Consider the following 16,982-nt stretch of genomic DNA (forward strand, 5'->3'; position numbering starts at 1 on the left):
GATGTTGTATTCAGCGATCGTCTTCCTGCCCCTGATTGGCTTCCTGATTGCCGGTCTCTTCGGGCGTGTGATCGGGCATACGGCCAGCGAGTACATCACCAGCGGTCTGGTGATCGTCTCGGCCGTGCTGTCCTGGGTTGCCTTCTTCACCATCGGCTACGGCGAAACCGCGCTTGTCGAAGTGGAGATCCTGCGCTGGATCTCCTCCGGCGCGCTCAATGTCGCCTGGTCGCTGCGCATCGACACGCTAACCGTGGTGATGCTGGTGGTGGTGAACACGGTGTCGGCTCTCGTGCATGTCTATTCCATCGGCTACATGCACCACGACCCGCACCGCTCGCGCTTCTTTGCCTATCTGTCGCTCTTCACCTTCGCCATGCTGTCGCTGGTGACGTCGAACAACCTGCTGCAGATGTTCTTCGGCTGGGAAGGCGTGGGCGTGGCCTCCTACCTGCTCATCGGCTTCTGGTACAAGAAGCCCTCGGCCAATGCGGCAGCCATGAAGGCCTTCGTCGTCAACCGCGTCGGTGACTTCGGCTTTGCGCTCGGCATCTTCGGCGTGTTCATGATGTTCGGCACCATCAACCTGCCGGAAATTTTCGCCAATGCGCAGGCCGTCGTTGGCGGTCACGGGGCAGAGGGTGCGGAGCATGGCGCGGCCGTGCTGAACTTCCTCGGCCACCCGCTTGACGCGCACACGGCGATGACGGTTGTCTGCCTGCTGCTGTTCATGGGTGCCATGGGCAAGTCGGCGCAGTTCCTGCTGCACACCTGGCTGCCGGACGCGATGGAAGGCCCGACCCCGGTGTCGGCCCTCATTCACGCCGCCACGATGGTGACCGCAGGCGTCTTCATGGTCGCCCGTCTGTCGCCCCTGTTCGAGCTGTCCCATACTGCGCTGACGGTTGTCACCTTCTTCGGTGCCACGACCGCCTTCTTCGCGGCAACGGTCGGCCTTGTGCAGAACGACATCAAGCGCGTGATCGCCTATTCGACCTGTTCGCAGCTCGGCTACATGTTCGTGGCGCTCGGCGTCGGAGCCTATTCGATCGCCGTGTTCCACCTGTTCACGCACGCCTTCTTCAAGGCGCTGCTGTTCCTCTGCGCCGGTTCGGTCATCCATGCCGTCTCGGACGAGCAGGACATGCGCAAGATGGGCGGCCTGCGCAAGCATATCCCGTTCACCTACTGGACCATGTTCATCGGCACGCTCGCCCTCACGGGTGTCGGCATTCCGCTCACGCACATTGGTCTGGCCGGCTTCCTGTCCAAGGATCTGGTGATCGAAGCCGCTTATGCCGCTTCGTCGGGTGCGCATGCCAATGCCTTCGCGCTCTACGGCTTCTGGATGACGGTGGTGGCCGCTGGCCTGACCTCCTTCTACTCCTGGCGCCTGACCTTCATGACCTTCCACGGCAAGCCGCGTGCTCCGGTGGATGTGATGAAGCACGTGCATGAATCTCCGATGGTGATGCTGGCGCCGCTGTTCATCCTGTCCATCGGTGCTGTTCTGGCGGGCATGCTGTTCTACAGCCAGTTTGCCGGCGAGGGCTACGATGCCTTCTGGAAGGGTGCGCTGTTCACCGGTACCGAAAACCACATCCTGCACGCCATCCATGACGTGCCGAAGTGGGTCAAGGTTTCGCCCTTCGTCATGATGGTGCTTGGCCTCGCGACCGCCTGGTACTTCTACATCCGCTCGCCCGAGACGCCCAAGCGCCTGGCTGCCGAGCATGAGGGCCTCTACAAGTTCCTGCTGAACAAGTGGTACTTCGACGAGCTCTACAACCTCATCTTCGTGCGTCCGGCCATGTGGATCGGCCGTCAGCTCTGGAAGAAGGGTGATGGCAAGATCATCGATGGCTACGGCCCCGATGGCGTTGCCGCCCGTGTCCAGAATGTCACGTCCTGGGTCGTGCGCCTGCAGACCGGATATCTCTACCACTATGCTTTTGCGATGCTGATCGGTGTGGCGGCGCTCGTCACCTGGTCGATGTTCACCGGCGTTTCGACCGGCGGGGGAGCGCACTGATGATCGATTGGCCGATCCTGACACTGACCACATTCCTGCCGCTGGCAGGTGTGCTGGCCATTCTCCTGGTGCCGGGAGACGATGACGGGGCAAAGCGCAACATCCGCATGGTTGCGCTGGTCACCACCATCTTCACCTTCATCCTGTCGCTGTTCATCTGGGGCGCCTTCGACTACGCCAACCCGGGCTTCCAGCTTGTCGAAAGCAAGGAATGGCTCGGCGGCAACATCGGCTACCGCATGGGCGTCGATGGCATCTCGATGCTCTTCGTCATCCTGACGACGTTCCTCATGCCCTTCTGCATCCTCGCCTCCTGGGAGAGCGTGCAGAAGCGCGTGAAGGAGTACATGATCGCGTTCCTCATTCTGGAAACGATGATGATCGGCGTGTTCTGCGCGCTGGATCTGGTGCTCTTCTACGTCTTCTTCGAGGCGAGCCTGCTGCCGATGTTCCTCATCATCGGCGTGTGGGGCGGCAAGCGCCGCGTCTATGCCAGCTACAAGTTCTTCCTCTACACGCTGCTCGGCTCCGTGCTGATGCTGGTGGCCATCATGTCCATGTACTGGACGGCCGGCACCACAGACATCGCAGCCCTGATGCGCCATCCCTTCGCGGAGAATGCGCAGACGTGGCTATGGCTCGCCTTCTTCGCCAGCTTCGCGGTGAAGATGCCGATGTGGCCGGTGCATACCTGGCTGCCGGACGCCCACGTGGAAGCGCCGACCGCCGGTTCCGTGATCCTGGCCGGCGTGCTGCTGAAGATGGGCGGCTACGGCTTCCTGCGCTTCTCGCTGCCGATGTTCCCGCTGGCGAGCGAAATGTTCGCCCCGCTGGTGTTCACCCTGTCTGTTGTCGCCATCATCTACACCTCGCTGGTGGCGCTGGCGCAGGAGGACATCAAGAAGCTCATCGCCTATTCCTCCGTCGCCCACATGGGCTACGTCACCATGGGCATCTTCGCGATGAACATGCAGGGCCTGCAGGGCGCGATCTTCCAGATGCTGTCGCATGGTATCGTCTCCGGCGCGCTCTTCCTCTGCGTCGGCGTGATCTATGACCGGATGCACACCCGCGAGATTTCGGCCTATGGCGGCCTTGTCAACCGGATGCCGGTCTATGCGGTGATCTTCCTGATCCTGACCATGGCCAATGTCGGCCTGCCGGGCACCAGCGGCTTCGTCGGTGAAATCCTGACCCTGATGGGTGCCTTCGAGGCCAACACCTGGGTTGCCTTCTTCGCAGCCACCGGCGTGATCCTCTCGGCCGCCTATGCGCTCTACCTCTACCGCCGCGTCGTCTTCGGCGCGCTGGACAAGGAGAGCCTGAAGTCGATCCTCGATCTCGACCTCCGCGAGAAGGTGCTTCTGGTGCCGCTCGTCGTGCTGACCATCTTCTTCGGCTTCTATCCGTCGCCGGTACTTGATGTGACGGCGGCCTCGGTGGAAGCCCTGATCACCAATTACAATGCAGCCATCGAGGCGGCTGGCCCGGCGCAGCAGGCACACATTCCCGCTGCCGCCCATGCCAGCCACTGATCCCGACTGGACGAAAGACGCGCGCAATGTCTGAAACCACTCAATTGCCCGACCTTCTGCCCGTACTGCCGGAGATCTTCCTCTCTGCGGGTGCCCTCGTGCTGCTGATGATTGGCGCCTTTGGCGGCAAGAAGATCAGCTTCCTCGTCAACGGCATGGCCATGGGCCTGGTCGCGGCGGCAGCGCTCTTCGTGCTGCCCTACGGCGCCCAGCTCGGGACGACCTTCCACGGCGCCTTCATTCTGGACGGCTTTGCCTTCTACATGAAGCAGCTGGTGCTGATCGGCTCGTTCTTCGCCATCGCCATGTCCTGGGCCTATGCCAAGAGCCAGTCCTTCGACCGCTTCGAGTATCCGGTGCTGATCCTGCTGGCCACCGTTGGCATGATGCTGATGCTCTCGGCCAATGACATGATCGCCCTTTACCTTGGTCTCGAGCTGCAGAGCCTGTCGCTCTACGTGGTGGCTGCGATCAACCGGGACTCCGTGCGCTCCACCGAAGCCGGCCTCAAGTACTTCGTGCTGGGTGCCCTGTCCTCGGGCATGCTGCTCTACGGTATCTCGCTGGTTTACGGCTTCACCGGTCATGTCGGCTTCCCGGAAATTGCAGCGGTGCTGACGAAGGAGGGCGCGTCCATCGGTCTCGTCTTCGGCCTCGTCTTCATGCTTGCTGGCCTTGCCTTCAAGATTTCGGCCGTGCCGTTCCACATGTGGACGCCGGACGTGTATGAAGGCGCGCCGACTCCGGTCACCGCCTTCTTTGCGGCAGCTCCCAAGGTCGCGGCCATGGGCCTTCTGGTGCGCGTCGTCATCGACGTGTTCCAGCCGGTTGCCCATGACTGGCAGCAGATCGTGGTCTTCGTCTCCATCGCCTCCATGGTGCTGGGTGCCTTTGCCGCCATCGGCCAGACCAACATCAAGCGCCTGATGGCCTATTCCTCCATCGGCCACATGGGCTATGCGCTCGTCGGCCTTGCCTCCGGCACGGAACAGGGTGTGATGGGCGTCATCGTCTACATGACCGCCTATCTGGTCATGACCCTCGGCGCCTTCGCCTGCATTCTCTCCATGCGCCGCAAGTCGGGCATGGTGGAAGAAATCAGCGAGCTGTCCGGCCTGTGGAAGTCCAACCTGCCGATGGCCATCCTGCTCGCCTGCATCATGTGGTCGCTGGCCGGTCTGCCGCCCTTCATCGGCTTCTTCGCCAAGTGGTACGTGTTCTCGGCCGCTGTCGAGGCTGGGCTCTATCCGCTGGCGATCATCGGTGTTGTCGCTTCGGTGGTGGGGGCCTACTACTACCTGCGCGTCATCAAGGTGATGTTCTTTGATGAGCCGGCCGAGAAGTTCGAGCCGATGCCGGTGGAACTGCGGGTCGTGCTGGGCCTGTCCAGCATCGGCGTGCTGTTCTTCTTCGCCGGTGCGTCCAGCTTCATTCCGATCGCCACGGCGGCGGCCAAGAGCCTGTTCTGAGCCTTATGAGCGGGACATTGCAAGAATTTGGCCCGGTGCCTTGCGCACCGGGCTTCCGTTTTGAAAGGCACTCCGCGCTGGACTCCACCAATACCCGTGCCATGGAACTGGGCCGGGCAGGGGAGGTGGGCGGCCTGTGGGTGCTGGCGGATGTGCAGACCGGCGGACGCGGCCGGCGCGGCCGGGCCTGGGTGTCGCCGAAGGGCAACCTCTTCGCCTCGGTGCTGCTGATCGATCCGGGCCCGCGTGACCGGCTGGGCGAGCTGCCCATGGTGGCCGCCGTTGCGCTGGCCGAGGCCGTGGACCGGGCGGTCGGCTCCATCGGCCTTGCACGGCTGAAGTGGCCGAACGACCTTCTGGTGGATGGCGGCAAACTTTCCGGCATCCTTCTGGAAGCTCAGCCGCTCAGCGGCGGCCGCACCGGGGTCGTCTGCGGGTTCGGTGTCAATGTGGCGGCTCATCCGCAGATCGAGGCCTATGCCACGACGGACCTGACCGCGCTTGGCTTCCGCGTTTCGGCGCAAGTGATGTTCGAGCGGCTGGCGGAACAGTTCGCCCTCTGGCTCGGCCACTGGCAGCGCGATGGTTTTGATCCGGTGCGGGACGCCTGGATGAAACGGGCGCTGCGGCTGGGCGAGAAGATTGCCGTGCGCATGGGGGAAGAGCTGATAGAAGGCCGCTTTGCCGAAATCGATACGCGCGGGCAGATGGTTCTCGTGCTTGACAACGGCAGCAAAAAGACAATTTCGGCCGGAGATGTTTTCTTCGGAACCACAGGCTGACCGCACGCAACAGACTGTGCGGACATGAATATGCAAGGAGCACACCGTATGGCGGATGCCAACGAAATCGTCTTCCTGCCGCTTGGCGGCGTTGGCGAAATCGGAATGAACCTGGGCCTCTATGGCTATGGCCCGGACGGCGACCGTACGTGGCTGATCGTGGATTGCGGCGTCACTTTTGCAGGCCCCGACCTGCCGGGCATCGATCTGGTGCTGCCGGACATCCGCTTTCTGGAAAGCGAACGCAACCGCATTGTCGGCATGGTGATCACCCACGCGCATGAAGATCACTACGGCGGCATCATGCACCTGTGGCCGCATCTGCGGGTGCCGGTCTATGCCACTGCCTTCACCGCCGGTTTGCTGGAAGTAAAGATCGAGAGCGAGCCGGGTGCCGAAGAGGTTCCGGTGACGCTTGTGAAGCAGGGCGACCGGCTGAAGATCGGCGCCTTCGACGTCGAATTCGTCGCCATGTCCCACTCCATCCCCGAGCCCTGCGCCCTGGCGCTGCGCTTTCCGGAAGGCATGGTGGTGCATACGGGCGACTGGAAGATCGACCGCACGCCCGGTGTCGGCAAGCCGATCGACTTGGACCGCCTGGCCGAGCTTGGCCGGGAAGGGGTGACGGCCCTCATCTGCGACAGCACCAACGCCTACCGGGAAGGCTTCAGTCCCTCCGAAGGTGATGTGGCCGGTGAACTGACGAAGATCATGAAGCGGTCGAAGCATCGTGTCGCCGTGACCACCTTCTCGTCCAATGTCGCCCGCATCCGCGCCATTGCTGAAGCCGCAGCTGCTTCGGACCGCAACCTTGTCGTCGTCGGCCGCTCCATGCGCCGGGTGATCGAGGTGGCCGGAGAGCTGGGCTATCTCGATGATCTGCCGCCGTTCCTCGATGAGGACAGCTACGGCTTCCTGCCGCGCGAGAAGACGGTGCTGCTCTGCACCGGCTCGCAGGGTGAAGTCCGGGCGGCCCTTGCCCGTATCGCTGCGGGCGAGCACCGCAACATTGCCCTGTCGAAGGGCGATGTGGTGATCTTCTCGGCCCGCACCATTCCGGGCAACGAGAAGGAAGTGGGCGCCATCGTCAATAATCTGGCCAAGTCTGGCGTCGAGATCGTCACCGACAGGGACGGGCTTGTGCATGTGTCCGGCCATCCCCGTCAGGGGGAACTGGCCGAACTCTACAAGCTGCTTCAGCCAAAGGTGGTGGTTCCCGTCCACGGCGAACCGTTCCATCTTGCAGCTCACGGCGAGTTCGCCCGCTCGCAGAAGATCAAGTCGGTGGTGGTGGCTGGCAACGGCGACATCATCCGCCTGGCGCCGGGCCGTGCCGAAGTCATCGATGAAGCGCCGTTCGGCATCACGGTGGTGGATGGCAGGATCATGGGGGATCCGGAGGAGACCGGCGTGAAGGAGCGGCGCAAGCTGTCCTTCGCAGGGGCTCTGGTGGTGTCTCTGGTGATCAACAAGACCGGCGATCTTCTGGATGATCCGGCCGTCGCGCTCTTCGGCATCCCGGAAGTGGATGGTGAAGGCGACGAGATGGAGGAGATCGTCATCAAGGCCGTGCACGGTGCCTTCGGCAGCATTCCGAAGGCCCGCCGCAAGGACCCTGATCTGGTGAGCGAGGCGGTGCGCCGTTCCGTGCGCTCCAGCGTCAACGACGTCTGGGGCAAGAAGACGCTCTGCAAGGTGCTCGTCTCCCGGGTATGATGATCCGGTACGGCCCCTTGGGAGAGGGGCCGCAGGCACGCGCTGGCGCGTGGCGGGCCATGTGACAACCGGCCCGCCGGGCGAAGGAGGAAAGATGATCGGACGACTGAACCACGTGGCCATTGCCGTCAGCGACATTGACGCGGCCGCCGCCGTCTACCGCGACACGCTGGGGGCCGATGTCTCGGCCAAGGTGCCGCAGCCGGATCATGGCGTGTCGACGGTTTTCATCAATCTGCCCAACACCAAGATCGAGCTGCTGGAGCCGCTCGGCGAAAACTCTCCCATCCTGAAGTTCCTTGAGAAGAACCCGTCCGGCGGCATTCATCATGTCTGCTACGAGGTGGATGACATTCTGGCCGCGCGTGACCAGCTTCTGGCCCGGGGCGCGCGCGTGCTGGGCGATGGCGAGCCGAAGATTGGCGCCCATGGCAAGCCGGTGCTGTTCCTCCACCCGAAGGATTTTCTCGGCACCTTGACCGAACTCGAACAAGCCTGAAGGATCTGCAATGTCGATTGCCTACGGCCTGGCTGTCTATTTCATGATGTGGTGGATCCTCCTCTTCGCCGCGCTGCCCTTCGGTGTGCGCACGCAGGAGGAGGAGGGCAAGGTCGTCCCCGGCACGGTGGAAAGCGCCCCGGCGCGCCACCGCATGTGGCGGGTGGCCATGTGGAACACGGTGGTGACGACCATCGTCTTCGCCGGTTTCCTCTGGCTGCGCCAGTCCGGCCTCACGCTGGACGACATTCCGCTGCCGGGTCCGAGGTGAGGACGCTTGTCCTGCGCGGAAGCGTAATCTGACGCAGCGTCTGGAATCCCTTGGAATGGAGTCCTGAACTTCTTGTGAAGTGGGATGATATGCCGGTTGAGGCGGCTGCCGTAGAGTCAGTTATGCGGGGCGGCTTTGCGTCGTGGTGATTGAGGCGGGAACCGGCTTGACTGCCTGTTTCTGTCTTGTCTGGTCAGGAAGATTATTCCTGCCTCATCGATCGAAATGACGGCAGATATAGTGTATCAACTCTTCCGTATTCGTCATGCCATGACTTGATCATGGCATCCACCCCGTGATCTTTCAGTGTTTTCAGGAGGGGTATTTTCTTCTTCCTTTTCCGTTATACGCAAGGGTATGGATGCCATGATCAAGTCATGGCATGACGGAGTAGGGTTTGGCTTGGCCGAGTGCGCGGTTTCTGCTGAAAAGTTTGCAGATATTTGACGTCTTCTGTTGTGATGTCAGGCCTTGTGAAGCTCAGGCGTGACGCCGTGTGAATTTTTTGGGGTGCGGGGGCTGCTGAAAAAAGCCGCAACCGCTCACATCCAAAAATCCCGCCCCAAAATCCGGACGAAAAAAAAGCAGGACTTGCGTCCTGCCTCTTTAAGTTCCGCGTCTAAACTCCCCCGTTTTACACCAGTGCTCTTTTAAGCTTCTGGTGCCGGCTGCGAACCCGAAGGTGCGCCTGGGGGATCTTCCTCCCAAGACTCAGACCGCGATGCCTCTTTTCAGTGGCTCCGAACGTTGAAAATCAACGTCCTGTTCTTATGAAAGTGGAAACTAGCGCATCGACACAAACTTGTCACTATTTTGAGCGCATAAGCACAAACTTTTTGCATGCCGCTTTATGATGCGGTTTGCCGGCTTCGGAAAATGGCGGCCTGTGCGGCGCCGGAGTGCGGGAAACGGCGGATAACCGCGCATTTGGCGGCAAGGGGCTTGAGTTTTTGCCGCACCTGCGGTTTCTCTCAGGCCGTCCCGCATATGGGCCCGGCTTGCGGGCCAAGCAAGACCAGAGAGAGACCATGCGCCTGTCCCGCTTTTTTCTGCCGATCCTGAAGGAAACCCCCAAGGAAGCGGAAATCGTTTCGCACCGCCTGATGCTGCGTGCCGGCATGATCCGCCAGCAGTCCGCAGGCATCTATTCCTGGCTGCCGCTTGGTTTCCGCGTGCTGCGCAAGATCGAGAAGATCGTCGAGGAGGAGCAGAATCGCGCCGGAGCCATCCAGCTCCTGATGCCGACGATCCAGTCCGCCGACCTGTGGCGCGAAAGCGGGCGTTATGATGCCTATGGCAAGGAGATGCTGCGCATCGAGGACCGGCACGAGCGCGAGATGCTGTTCGGCCCGACCAACGAGGAGATGATCACCGACATCTTCCGCGGCTATGTGCGCTCCTACAAGGATCTGCCGCTGAACCTCTACCACATCCAGTGGAAGTTCCGTGACGAAGTGCGCCCGCGCTTCGGCATCATGCGCGGCCGTGAGTTCCTGATGAAGGATGCCTATTCCTTCGACATCGACAAGGAAGCCGCGCGCCACGCCTATAACCGCATGTTCGTCGCCTATCTGCGCACCTTCGCCCGCATGGGGCTGAAGGCCATTCCGATGCGCGCCGACACCGGCCCGATCGGCGGCGACATGAGCCACGAGTTCATCATCCTGGCCTCGACCGGCGAAAGCGCCGTGTTCTGCGACAAGAGCCTGCTGGACATGCCGGCTCCCGCCGCCAACACGGACTTTGCCTCGGATCTGACGCCGCTGGTTGACCAGTGGACGACGCCTTATGCGGCGACGGAAGAGATGCACGACGAAGCCGCCTTCGCCGCGCTGCCTGCCGATGCGCAGGTGTCGGCCCGTGGCATTGAAGTGGGTCACATCTTCTATTTCGGCACCAAGTATTCCGAAGCCATGGGCGCGAAGGTCATGACCAAGGAAGGCACGGAAGTGCCGGTTCACATGGGCTCCTACGGCGTTGGCGTGTCGCGCCTGATGGGCGCGCTCATCGAGGCGAGCCACGACGAGGAAGGCATCATCTGGCCGGCCTCCGTCGCGCCGTTCCATGTCGGCCTCGTCAACCTCAAGCCGGGTGACGCTGACACCGATGCGGCCTGTGAGGCGCTGTATCAGCGTCTTGAAAATGCCGGGATCGAAGTCCTGTATGACGACGTCGACACCCGCGCCGGTGCCAAGTTCGCCACCATGGATCTCATTGGCCTGCCGTTCCAGCTGATCGCCGGACCGCGCGGCCTCAAGGATGGCGTGATTGAAGTGAAGGAGCGGGCCACGGGAGCCCGCGAAACACTCACCATCGACGCGGCCTTCAACAAGGTCCGGGAAGCACTGGCTCTCTGAGCCAGCCGCTTTCCGGCTCCCGCATCTGGGGGATAAGGGACCGGGCGCACAGGATTTCCTCCGCCCGGTCTTGTACTATCCGCAGTGACCACCGATCTGCCGCTTGTGGCCTTTTGGCCAGCGGCTCCGGACGCAAGGCAGAGCATGAGCGGACCCAAGGACGTTTCCGGCAAGGGCAAGAACACCAAGGCAGCGCAGGATTCCCGCGCGCCGGGCAAGGCCTTTGCCCCTTTCGAGTGGATGCTGGCCGGGCGCTATCTGCGTTCGCGGCGGCGTGATTCCTTCATTTCCGTCATCGCCGGCTTTTCCTTTGCCGGAATCACCCTTGGCGTTGCCACGCTTGTGATCGTGATGGCGGTGATGAACGGCTTCCGCTCCGAGCTTCTGTCGAAGATCCTTGGCATCAACGGCCACATGCTGGTGCAGCCCATCGATCAGCCGCTGACGGATTTCGATGCGGTCGCTTCACGTCTGCAGGGCGTGGAGGGCGTGGTGGCGGCCGTGCCTTTCGTCGAAGGCCAGGCGCTGGTCACCGGGCCCGCCAACAGCCTCGGCGCGCTGGTGCGCGGCCTCTACGAGCAGGATCTGAAGCGCCTGCCGCTGGTTGCCGGCAACATCCGCATGGGCACGCTGGAAGGCTTTGACACGGGCGAGGGCGTTGCCATCGGCACACGGCTCGCCGCGCAGCTCGGCCTCACCATTGGCGACAATCTTGCCATCATCTCGCCGCGCGGAACGGTGACGCCGATGGGCGTGACGCCGCGGCGCAAGTCCTATCCGATCACGGCGATCTTCGAGATCGGCATGTCAGAATATGACGGCACCATCGTCTTCATGCCGCTGAAGGAAGCGCAGAGCTACTTCAACATGGACGACCGGGCGACGGGCGTTGAAGTCTATGTGAAGGACCCGGACAGCGTCGGCCGCATGCGTGCTGCCGTCGAGGACGGGGCAGGGCGCCCGGCTTTCGTCACCGACTGGCGCCAGCGCAACATCACCTTCTTCTCGGCGCTTGAGGTGGAGCGGAACGTGATGTTCCTGATCCTGACGCTGATTGTCGTCGTGGCCGCGCTCAACATCATTTCCGGTCTCACCATGCTGGTGAAGGACAAGGGCAAGGATATTGCCATCCTGCGCACCATGGGGGCGACGCGCGGCTCGATCCTGCGCATCTTCGTCATCACGGGGGCCAGCATCGGCGTGGTCGGCACCATTTCCGGCTTCCTGCTGGGCCTGCTCGTGTGTCTCAACATCGAGAGCATCCGTCAGGGCATTTCCTGGCTGACCCAGACCCAGCTGTTTGATCCGACGCTCTATTTCCTGTCCAAGATGCCGGCGGAAATGGACACAGGCGAAACCATCATGATCCTCATCATGGCGCTGGTGCTGTCGCTGCTGGCAACGCTCTATCCCGCCTGGCGGGCAGCGCGGCTCGACCCGGTGGAGGCGCTGCGTTACGAATGAGCAGCACGACCGGCACTGCCCCCGCACCCTCCGCAAGACCAGCCAAGAGCCCGCCCATGTCCGTTCCGGCGCTGCGCCTTTCCGGTGTTTCCCGTATCTTCCACGAAGCCGACCGCAAGCTTGAAATCCTGAAAGGCGCCGACCTGACGCTGGATGGCGGCCAGATGGTGGCGCTTGTCGCGCCCTCCGGCACCGGCAAGTCCACGCTGCTGCATCTGGCCGGCCTGCTGGAGCGTCCCGATGAGGGCGAGGTCTATGTGGGCGGCAAGGCCTGCAGCGCCATGAGCGATGATGAGCGCACGGCGATCCGGCGCAATGACATCGGCTTTGTCTACCAGTTCCACCATCTCCTGCCCGAGTTCACGGCGCTGGAGAATGTGATGATGCCGCAGATGATCCGCACGCTGCCGAAGAAGGTTGCGGCGGAGCGGGCGGCGCAGCTGCTCGATTACATGCGCCTCGGCGAGCGCGGCAGCCATCACCCGTCCGAGCTTTCCGGCGGTGAGCAGCAGCGCGTCGCCATCGCCCGTGCGGTCGCCAACGCGCCGCGCCTGCTGCTGCTGGACGAGCCGACCGGCAACCTCGATCCGGAAACGGCTGCCTATGTGTTCGATGCGCTCTATGCGCTGGTCCGGGCCTCCGGCGTTGCCGCGCTCTTTGCCACCCACAACATGGAACTGGCCGGGCGCATGGACCGGGTCATCACCTTGCGCGACGGCAAGGTGGTGGATCTCTGACGTCTGCGTCTGAGGCAGTTCCTGCGGCGCCTCCGGTTCGTGAGGGCCGGTAAGTCCGGTTTTTGCCTGGCTCCCTAAGAGATCTCTGTTCACAGTCTGTTCACTATGGCTGATGCTTTTCGCCCGCTCCCTCCGGAGCGGGCTTTTTTGGTCTTGAAAGGTGAACGAGAAGAGAACAAAATGGATACATATTGAGCTTCCAGCTCAGATGACTTGGTCCAAGAGGAGGTATCCATGACCTTTTTCGCAAGAGACGTCGCAGCCTTCGGTTCGCTGGTCATTTTCGTTGCCACCATCGCCGTCTGGGGCGAGGTGCTGTTCGCCGTGCACTGATCCTGCCATCTGATGCTGGCAAAGCGTTGCTCCAGCATCGGCAGTGAAGGAAAGACGTGGCCGCGGCCTTCTGCGGTCATCCAAAGAAAACAGGCGCTGCCATGGCGCATTTGCCGTTTCCTGCAGCCAGCAGGGCTCGACAGGGCAAGGGCTGAGCGTTCATGGTAGGGGACACAGTTTCAAGGGCTGGCGCTTGCGGGTGCCGGCTGCCGGCAGGCCGGTTTCCGGTTGCCTGAAAGTGAAGTCCCATGTCTGCAAATCCCGGTTTCGTTCACCTGCGCGTCCATTCGGCCCTGTCGCTGCTGGAAGGCGCGCTGCCGATCAAGAAGCTGCTCGACCTGGCCAAGGCCGACGCGCAGCCGGCGCTGGCGATCACCGACACGGGCAACCTGTTCGGTGCGCAGGAGTTCGCCGGCAAGGCCTGGGGCTCCGGCATTCAGCCCATCATCGGCTGCCAGATCTCCGTCGCCTTTGACGAGGAGGGCGGCGATGACCGCCGGGGTGATCCGGCGCTGTTTGACGTCGTTCTGCTGGCGATGAGCGAACGCGGCTACGGCAACCTGATGGAGCTGACGAGCCGCGCCTTCCTCGACACGCCCACGGGCCAGCTGCCGCATGTGCCGCAGGCCTATCTCGAATCGCACGCAGAAGGAATCATTCTGCTGACCGGCGGCGCGAGAGGCCCCATCGGCAAGGCACTGCTGACCGGCAACCGCACGCTGGCGCAGGCGCGGCTTTCCCGGCTGGCGAAATCCTTCGATGGGCGCTGCTATGTGGAGCTTCAGCGCCACGGCATGGCCGATGAACGGCGCACGGAAGCCGGGTTCATCGATCTGGCCTATGACATGGGGCTGCCGCTGGTCGCCACCAACGAGGCATTCTTCCCCAAGCGCGAGGACTATGAAGCCCACGACGCGCTGATCGCCATTTCCGAAGGCCGGGTGATCTCCGACGAGGAACGGCGGCGGCTGACGCCGGAGCATTATTTCAAGTCCCGGCAGGAGATGATCGAGCTGTTTGCCGATCTGCCGGAGGCGGTGGAGAACACCGTCGAGATTGCGCTGCGCTGCCATTACCGGCCGCTGAAGCGCAACCCCATCCTGCCGCGCTTTGCCGGGGCTGATGCGGACCCGGAGGAGGCCGAACAGGCCGAGTCGGCCGAATTGAAGCGCCAGTCCCGCGAAGGCCTTGCCGAGCGTCTGCGCGTCCACGGCCTTGCCGATGGGCTGACGGAAAAGGACTACTGGGACCGGCTTGAGTTCGAGCTGTCGATCATCGAGCGGATGAAGTTCCCCGGCTACTTCCTCATCGTGGCCGACTTCATCAAATGGGCCAAGGCCCATGACATTCCGGTGGGGCCAGGCCGTGGTTCGGGTGCAGGCTCGCTGGTGGCCTGGGCGCTGACCATCACCGATCTCGACCCCATGCGCTTCTCGCTGCTGTTCGAGCGCTTCCTCAACCCGGAACGTGTGTCGATGCCGGACTTCGACATCGACTTCTGCCAGAACCGGCGCGAAGAAGTGATCCGCTATGTGCAGGAGAAATATGGCCGCAGCCAGGTGGCGCAGATCATCACCTTCGGTTCGCTGCAGGCCCGCGCCGTGCTGCGCGACGTCGGGCGCGTCTTGCAGATGCCCTATGGCCAGGTGGACCGGCTGTGCAAGCTGGTGCCTGCCAATCCGGCGAACCCGGTAACGCTGGCGCAGGCCATTGCCGACGAGCCGCGCCTGCGTGAGGCGGCGCGCGAGGAAGAGGTGGTCGAGCGCCTTCTGGAAATGGCGCAGAAGCTGGAAGGGCTGTACCGCCACGCCTCCACCCACGCCGCCGGTGTGGTGATCGGTGACCGCCCGCTGGAACAGCTCGTCCCGCTCTACCGCGATCCGCGCTCCGACATGCCGGTGGCGCAGTTCAACATGAAGATGGTGGAAGAAGCCGGGCTGGTGAAGTTCGACTTCCTCGGCCTCAAGACGCTGACCGTCATCGATACGGCGCTGAAACTGATCGCGCGCAAGGGCATCCATATCAAGATCGAGGAAGTGCCGCTGGATGACGAGAAGACCTACCGTCTTCTGGCCGCCGGTGAAACGGTGGGCGTGTTCCAGCTGGAAAGCCAGGGCATGCGCCGCGCCATTGCGGGCATGAAGCCGGACCGTTTCGAGGACATCATTGCGCTGGTGGCGCTGTACCGTCCGGGCCCGATGGAGAACATCCCGGTCTATAACTCGGTCAAGCACGGCGAGCTGGAGCCCGATTACCTGCATCCGCTGCTGGAACCCATCCTGAAAGAGACGAACGGCATCATCGTCTATCAGGAGCAGGTGATGCAGATCGCCCAGGTGCTCTCCGGCTACTCGCTCGGCGAAGCTGACCTTCTGCGCCGCGCCATGGGCAAGAAGATTGCTGCCGAGATGGAGGTGCAGCGCGCCCGTTTCGTTGACGGTGCGGTGGAGCGCGGCGTCGACAAGGATCAGGCCGGCACGATCTTCGACCTTGTGGCCAAGTTCGCCAACTACGGCTTCAACAAGTCGCACGCCGCCGCCTATGCGCTCGTCTCCTATCATACGGCCTGGCTCAAGGCGAACCACCCGGTGGAGTTCATGGCCGCGTCCATGACGCTGGATCTGGGCAACACGGACAAGCTGGGCGACTTCCGGCAGGAAGCCCGGCGCATGCGGATCGAGGTGATGCCGCCGTCGATCAACCGCTCCATGGTGCATTTCGACGTGGACGAGGGCCGCATCGTCTATGCCATGGGCGCCATCAAGGGCGTGGGCGAGCAGGCGGTGCAGCATATCGTGGATGTGCGCGGTGACCGGCCATTCCGCAACCTCAGCGACTTTGCCAGCCGCATTTCGCCGAAGTTCCTGAACAAGAGAACGCTGGAAAGCCTTGTCAACGCAGGGGCATTTGACTGTATCGAGCCGAACCGCGCCCGGGTGTTCGAGGGGCTGGACCGCATCATGGGGCTGGCGCAGCGCACCGAATCCAACGCAACCCTTGGCCAGAACGACATGTTCGGCGGGGCAGGGGCTGAGGAAGAACTGCAGCTGCCGGAGGTGAACGGCTGGCTGCCGGGCGAGCGGCTGCAGCGCGAGCATGCGGCCATCGGCTTCTATCTGTCGTCTCATCCGCTCGATGAATATGCGCCGCTGCTGGAGCGCATGCGGGTGCAGATGTGGGCGCAGTTCTCCGAGGCCGTGAAGCGCGGTGCGTCGGCCGGGCGCCTTGCCGGAACCGTGATCTCCAAGCAGGAGCGCAAGACCAAGTCCGGCAATCGCATGGGCATCGTGCGCTTCTCTGATCCCACCGGCCAGTTCGAGGCACTGCTCTTCTCCGAAAAGCTCGCCCAGTTCCGCGATGTGCTGGAAGTCGGCAAGTCGATGGTGGTGCTGGTCAACGCCGACATGCGCGACGACGAGCCCTCCATCCGCATCGAGCAGGTGGATCCGGTGGAGGTGATGGCTGCCCGCGTGCAGAAGAGCCTGCGCGTCTTCCTGCGCGACCCGCGCCCGCTCAAGAGCCTGTCGCACCACCTCGGCGTCAAGGGCGAGGGGGAGGTGAACGTGGTCGTGCTGCTGGACGAGGGCAAGCGCGAGGTGGAAGTCCGTCTTCCGGGCCGCTACCGCCTGTCGCCGGAAATCGCCGGTGCGCTGAAGGCCGTGCCGGGCGTCACGGACGTGCAACTGGCCTGATCCTGCACCGGAAAACGGCGGGCGAGGCTGTTAAAACCTGTCATTTGCGCTTGTCATGGCGCGGATGCGCGCATATAAGGCGCCCATTCCACACA

11 protein-coding genes are annotated in these 16,982 nt (G+C 62.8%); all 11 read left to right on the forward strand.

Translation table 11 applies throughout. The features are described from left to right. The first annotated feature begins 4 nt into the window (after positions 1 to 4). The 11 genes from nuoL to dnaE all read left to right on the forward strand — a co-directional run bounded on the left by nuoL (position 5) and on the right by dnaE (position 16,887). Positions 5 to 2,032: an NADH-quinone oxidoreductase subunit L gene (gene nuoL / locus AC0CMF_RS01905; RefSeq protein WP_374629884.1), complete on the forward strand. Its 2,028-nt coding sequence runs from the start codon at positions 5 to 7 to the stop codon at positions 2,030 to 2,032. Continuing rightward, positions 2,032 to 3,567: an NADH-quinone oxidoreductase subunit M gene (locus AC0CMF_RS01910; protein ID WP_058899699.1), complete on the forward strand. Its 1,536-nt coding sequence runs from the start codon at positions 2,032 to 2,034 to the stop codon at positions 3,565 to 3,567. The genes nuoL and AC0CMF_RS01910 overlap by 1 nt, the downstream gene beginning before the upstream one ends. 26 nt (positions 3,568 to 3,593) lie before the next feature. After that, positions 3,594 to 5,036, forward strand: a complete 1,443-nt coding sequence (gene nuoN / locus AC0CMF_RS01915) for an NADH-quinone oxidoreductase subunit NuoN (protein WP_050473209.1) — start codon at positions 3,594 to 3,596, stop codon at positions 5,034 to 5,036. A 17-nt stretch (positions 5,037 to 5,053) separates the two neighbouring features. Then, complete coding sequence (locus AC0CMF_RS01920; protein WP_374629871.1) at positions 5,054 to 5,818, forward strand: biotin--[acetyl-CoA-carboxylase] ligase; 765 nt, start codon at positions 5,054 to 5,056, stop codon at positions 5,816 to 5,818. 48 nt (positions 5,819 to 5,866) lie between these two features. Next, a complete protein-coding gene (locus AC0CMF_RS01925) occupies positions 5,867 to 7,534 on the forward strand; it encodes a ribonuclease J (RefSeq protein WP_374629870.1) in 1,668 nt (555 codons plus the stop codon). 94 nt (positions 7,535 to 7,628) lie between these two features. Further along, entirely contained in the window at positions 7,629 to 8,033 is a 405-nt protein-coding gene (gene mce / locus AC0CMF_RS01930) for a methylmalonyl-CoA epimerase (RefSeq protein ID WP_058900795.1), read from the forward strand. 10 nt (positions 8,034 to 8,043) lie between these two features. Next, positions 8,044 to 8,304: a DUF1467 family protein gene (locus AC0CMF_RS01935; RefSeq protein WP_019964661.1), complete on the forward strand. Its 261-nt coding sequence runs from the start codon at positions 8,044 to 8,046 to the stop codon at positions 8,302 to 8,304. Between the two features lie 1,028 nt (positions 8,305 to 9,332). After that, positions 9,333 to 10,661: a proline--tRNA ligase gene (gene proS / locus AC0CMF_RS01940; RefSeq protein ID WP_058899702.1), complete on the forward strand. Its 1,329-nt coding sequence runs from the start codon at positions 9,333 to 9,335 to the stop codon at positions 10,659 to 10,661. Positions 10,662 to 10,901: 240 nt separating this feature from the next. After that, a complete protein-coding gene (locus AC0CMF_RS01945; RefSeq protein WP_050473309.1) occupies positions 10,902 to 12,125 on the forward strand; it encodes a lipoprotein-releasing ABC transporter permease subunit in 1,224 nt (407 codons plus the stop codon). Between the two features lie 56 nt (positions 12,126 to 12,181). Beyond that, positions 12,182 to 12,862, forward strand: a complete 681-nt coding sequence (locus AC0CMF_RS01950) for an ABC transporter ATP-binding protein (protein WP_374629883.1) — start codon at positions 12,182 to 12,184, stop codon at positions 12,860 to 12,862. A gap of 581 nt (positions 12,863 to 13,443) precedes the next feature. Beyond that, positions 13,444 to 16,887 carry a DNA polymerase III subunit alpha gene (dnaE, locus tag AC0CMF_RS01955; protein ID WP_374629869.1) on the forward strand — a complete coding sequence of 1,148 codons (3,444 nt, stop codon included), beginning with the start codon at positions 13,444 to 13,446 and terminating at the stop codon, positions 16,885 to 16,887. Positions 16,888 to 16,982 lie beyond the last annotated feature (95 nt).

The sequence above is a fragment of the Pannonibacter sp. CBAS1226 genome, from assembly GCF_055685825.1.

Excerpts from the sequence above, each read along its gene's own strand:
- AC0CMF_RS01910 (WP_058899699.1), top strand. The coding sequence starts at position 2,032 with ATGATCGATTGGCCGATCCTGACACTGACCACATTCCTGCCGCTGGCA.
- nuoN (WP_050473209.1), top strand. The coding sequence starts at position 3,594 with ATGTCTGAAACCACTCAATTGCCCGACCTTCTGCCCGTACTGCCGGAG.
- AC0CMF_RS01925 (WP_374629870.1), top strand. The coding sequence starts at position 5,867 with ATGGCGGATGCCAACGAAATCGTCTTCCTGCCGCTTGGCGGCGTTGGC.
- mce (WP_058900795.1), top strand. The coding sequence starts at position 7,629 with ATGATCGGACGACTGAACCACGTGGCCATTGCCGTCAGCGACATTGAC.
- AC0CMF_RS01935 (WP_019964661.1), top strand. The coding sequence starts at position 8,044 with ATGTCGATTGCCTACGGCCTGGCTGTCTATTTCATGATGTGGTGGATC.
- proS (WP_058899702.1), top strand. The coding sequence starts at position 9,333 with ATGCGCCTGTCCCGCTTTTTTCTGCCGATCCTGAAGGAAACCCCCAAG.
- AC0CMF_RS01945 (WP_050473309.1), top strand. The coding sequence starts at position 10,902 with ATGCTGGCCGGGCGCTATCTGCGTTCGCGGCGGCGTGATTCCTTCATT.
- AC0CMF_RS01950 (WP_374629883.1), top strand. The coding sequence starts at position 12,182 with ATGTCCGTTCCGGCGCTGCGCCTTTCCGGTGTTTCCCGTATCTTCCAC.
- dnaE (WP_374629869.1), top strand. The coding sequence starts at position 13,444 with ATGTCTGCAAATCCCGGTTTCGTTCACCTGCGCGTCCATTCGGCCCTG.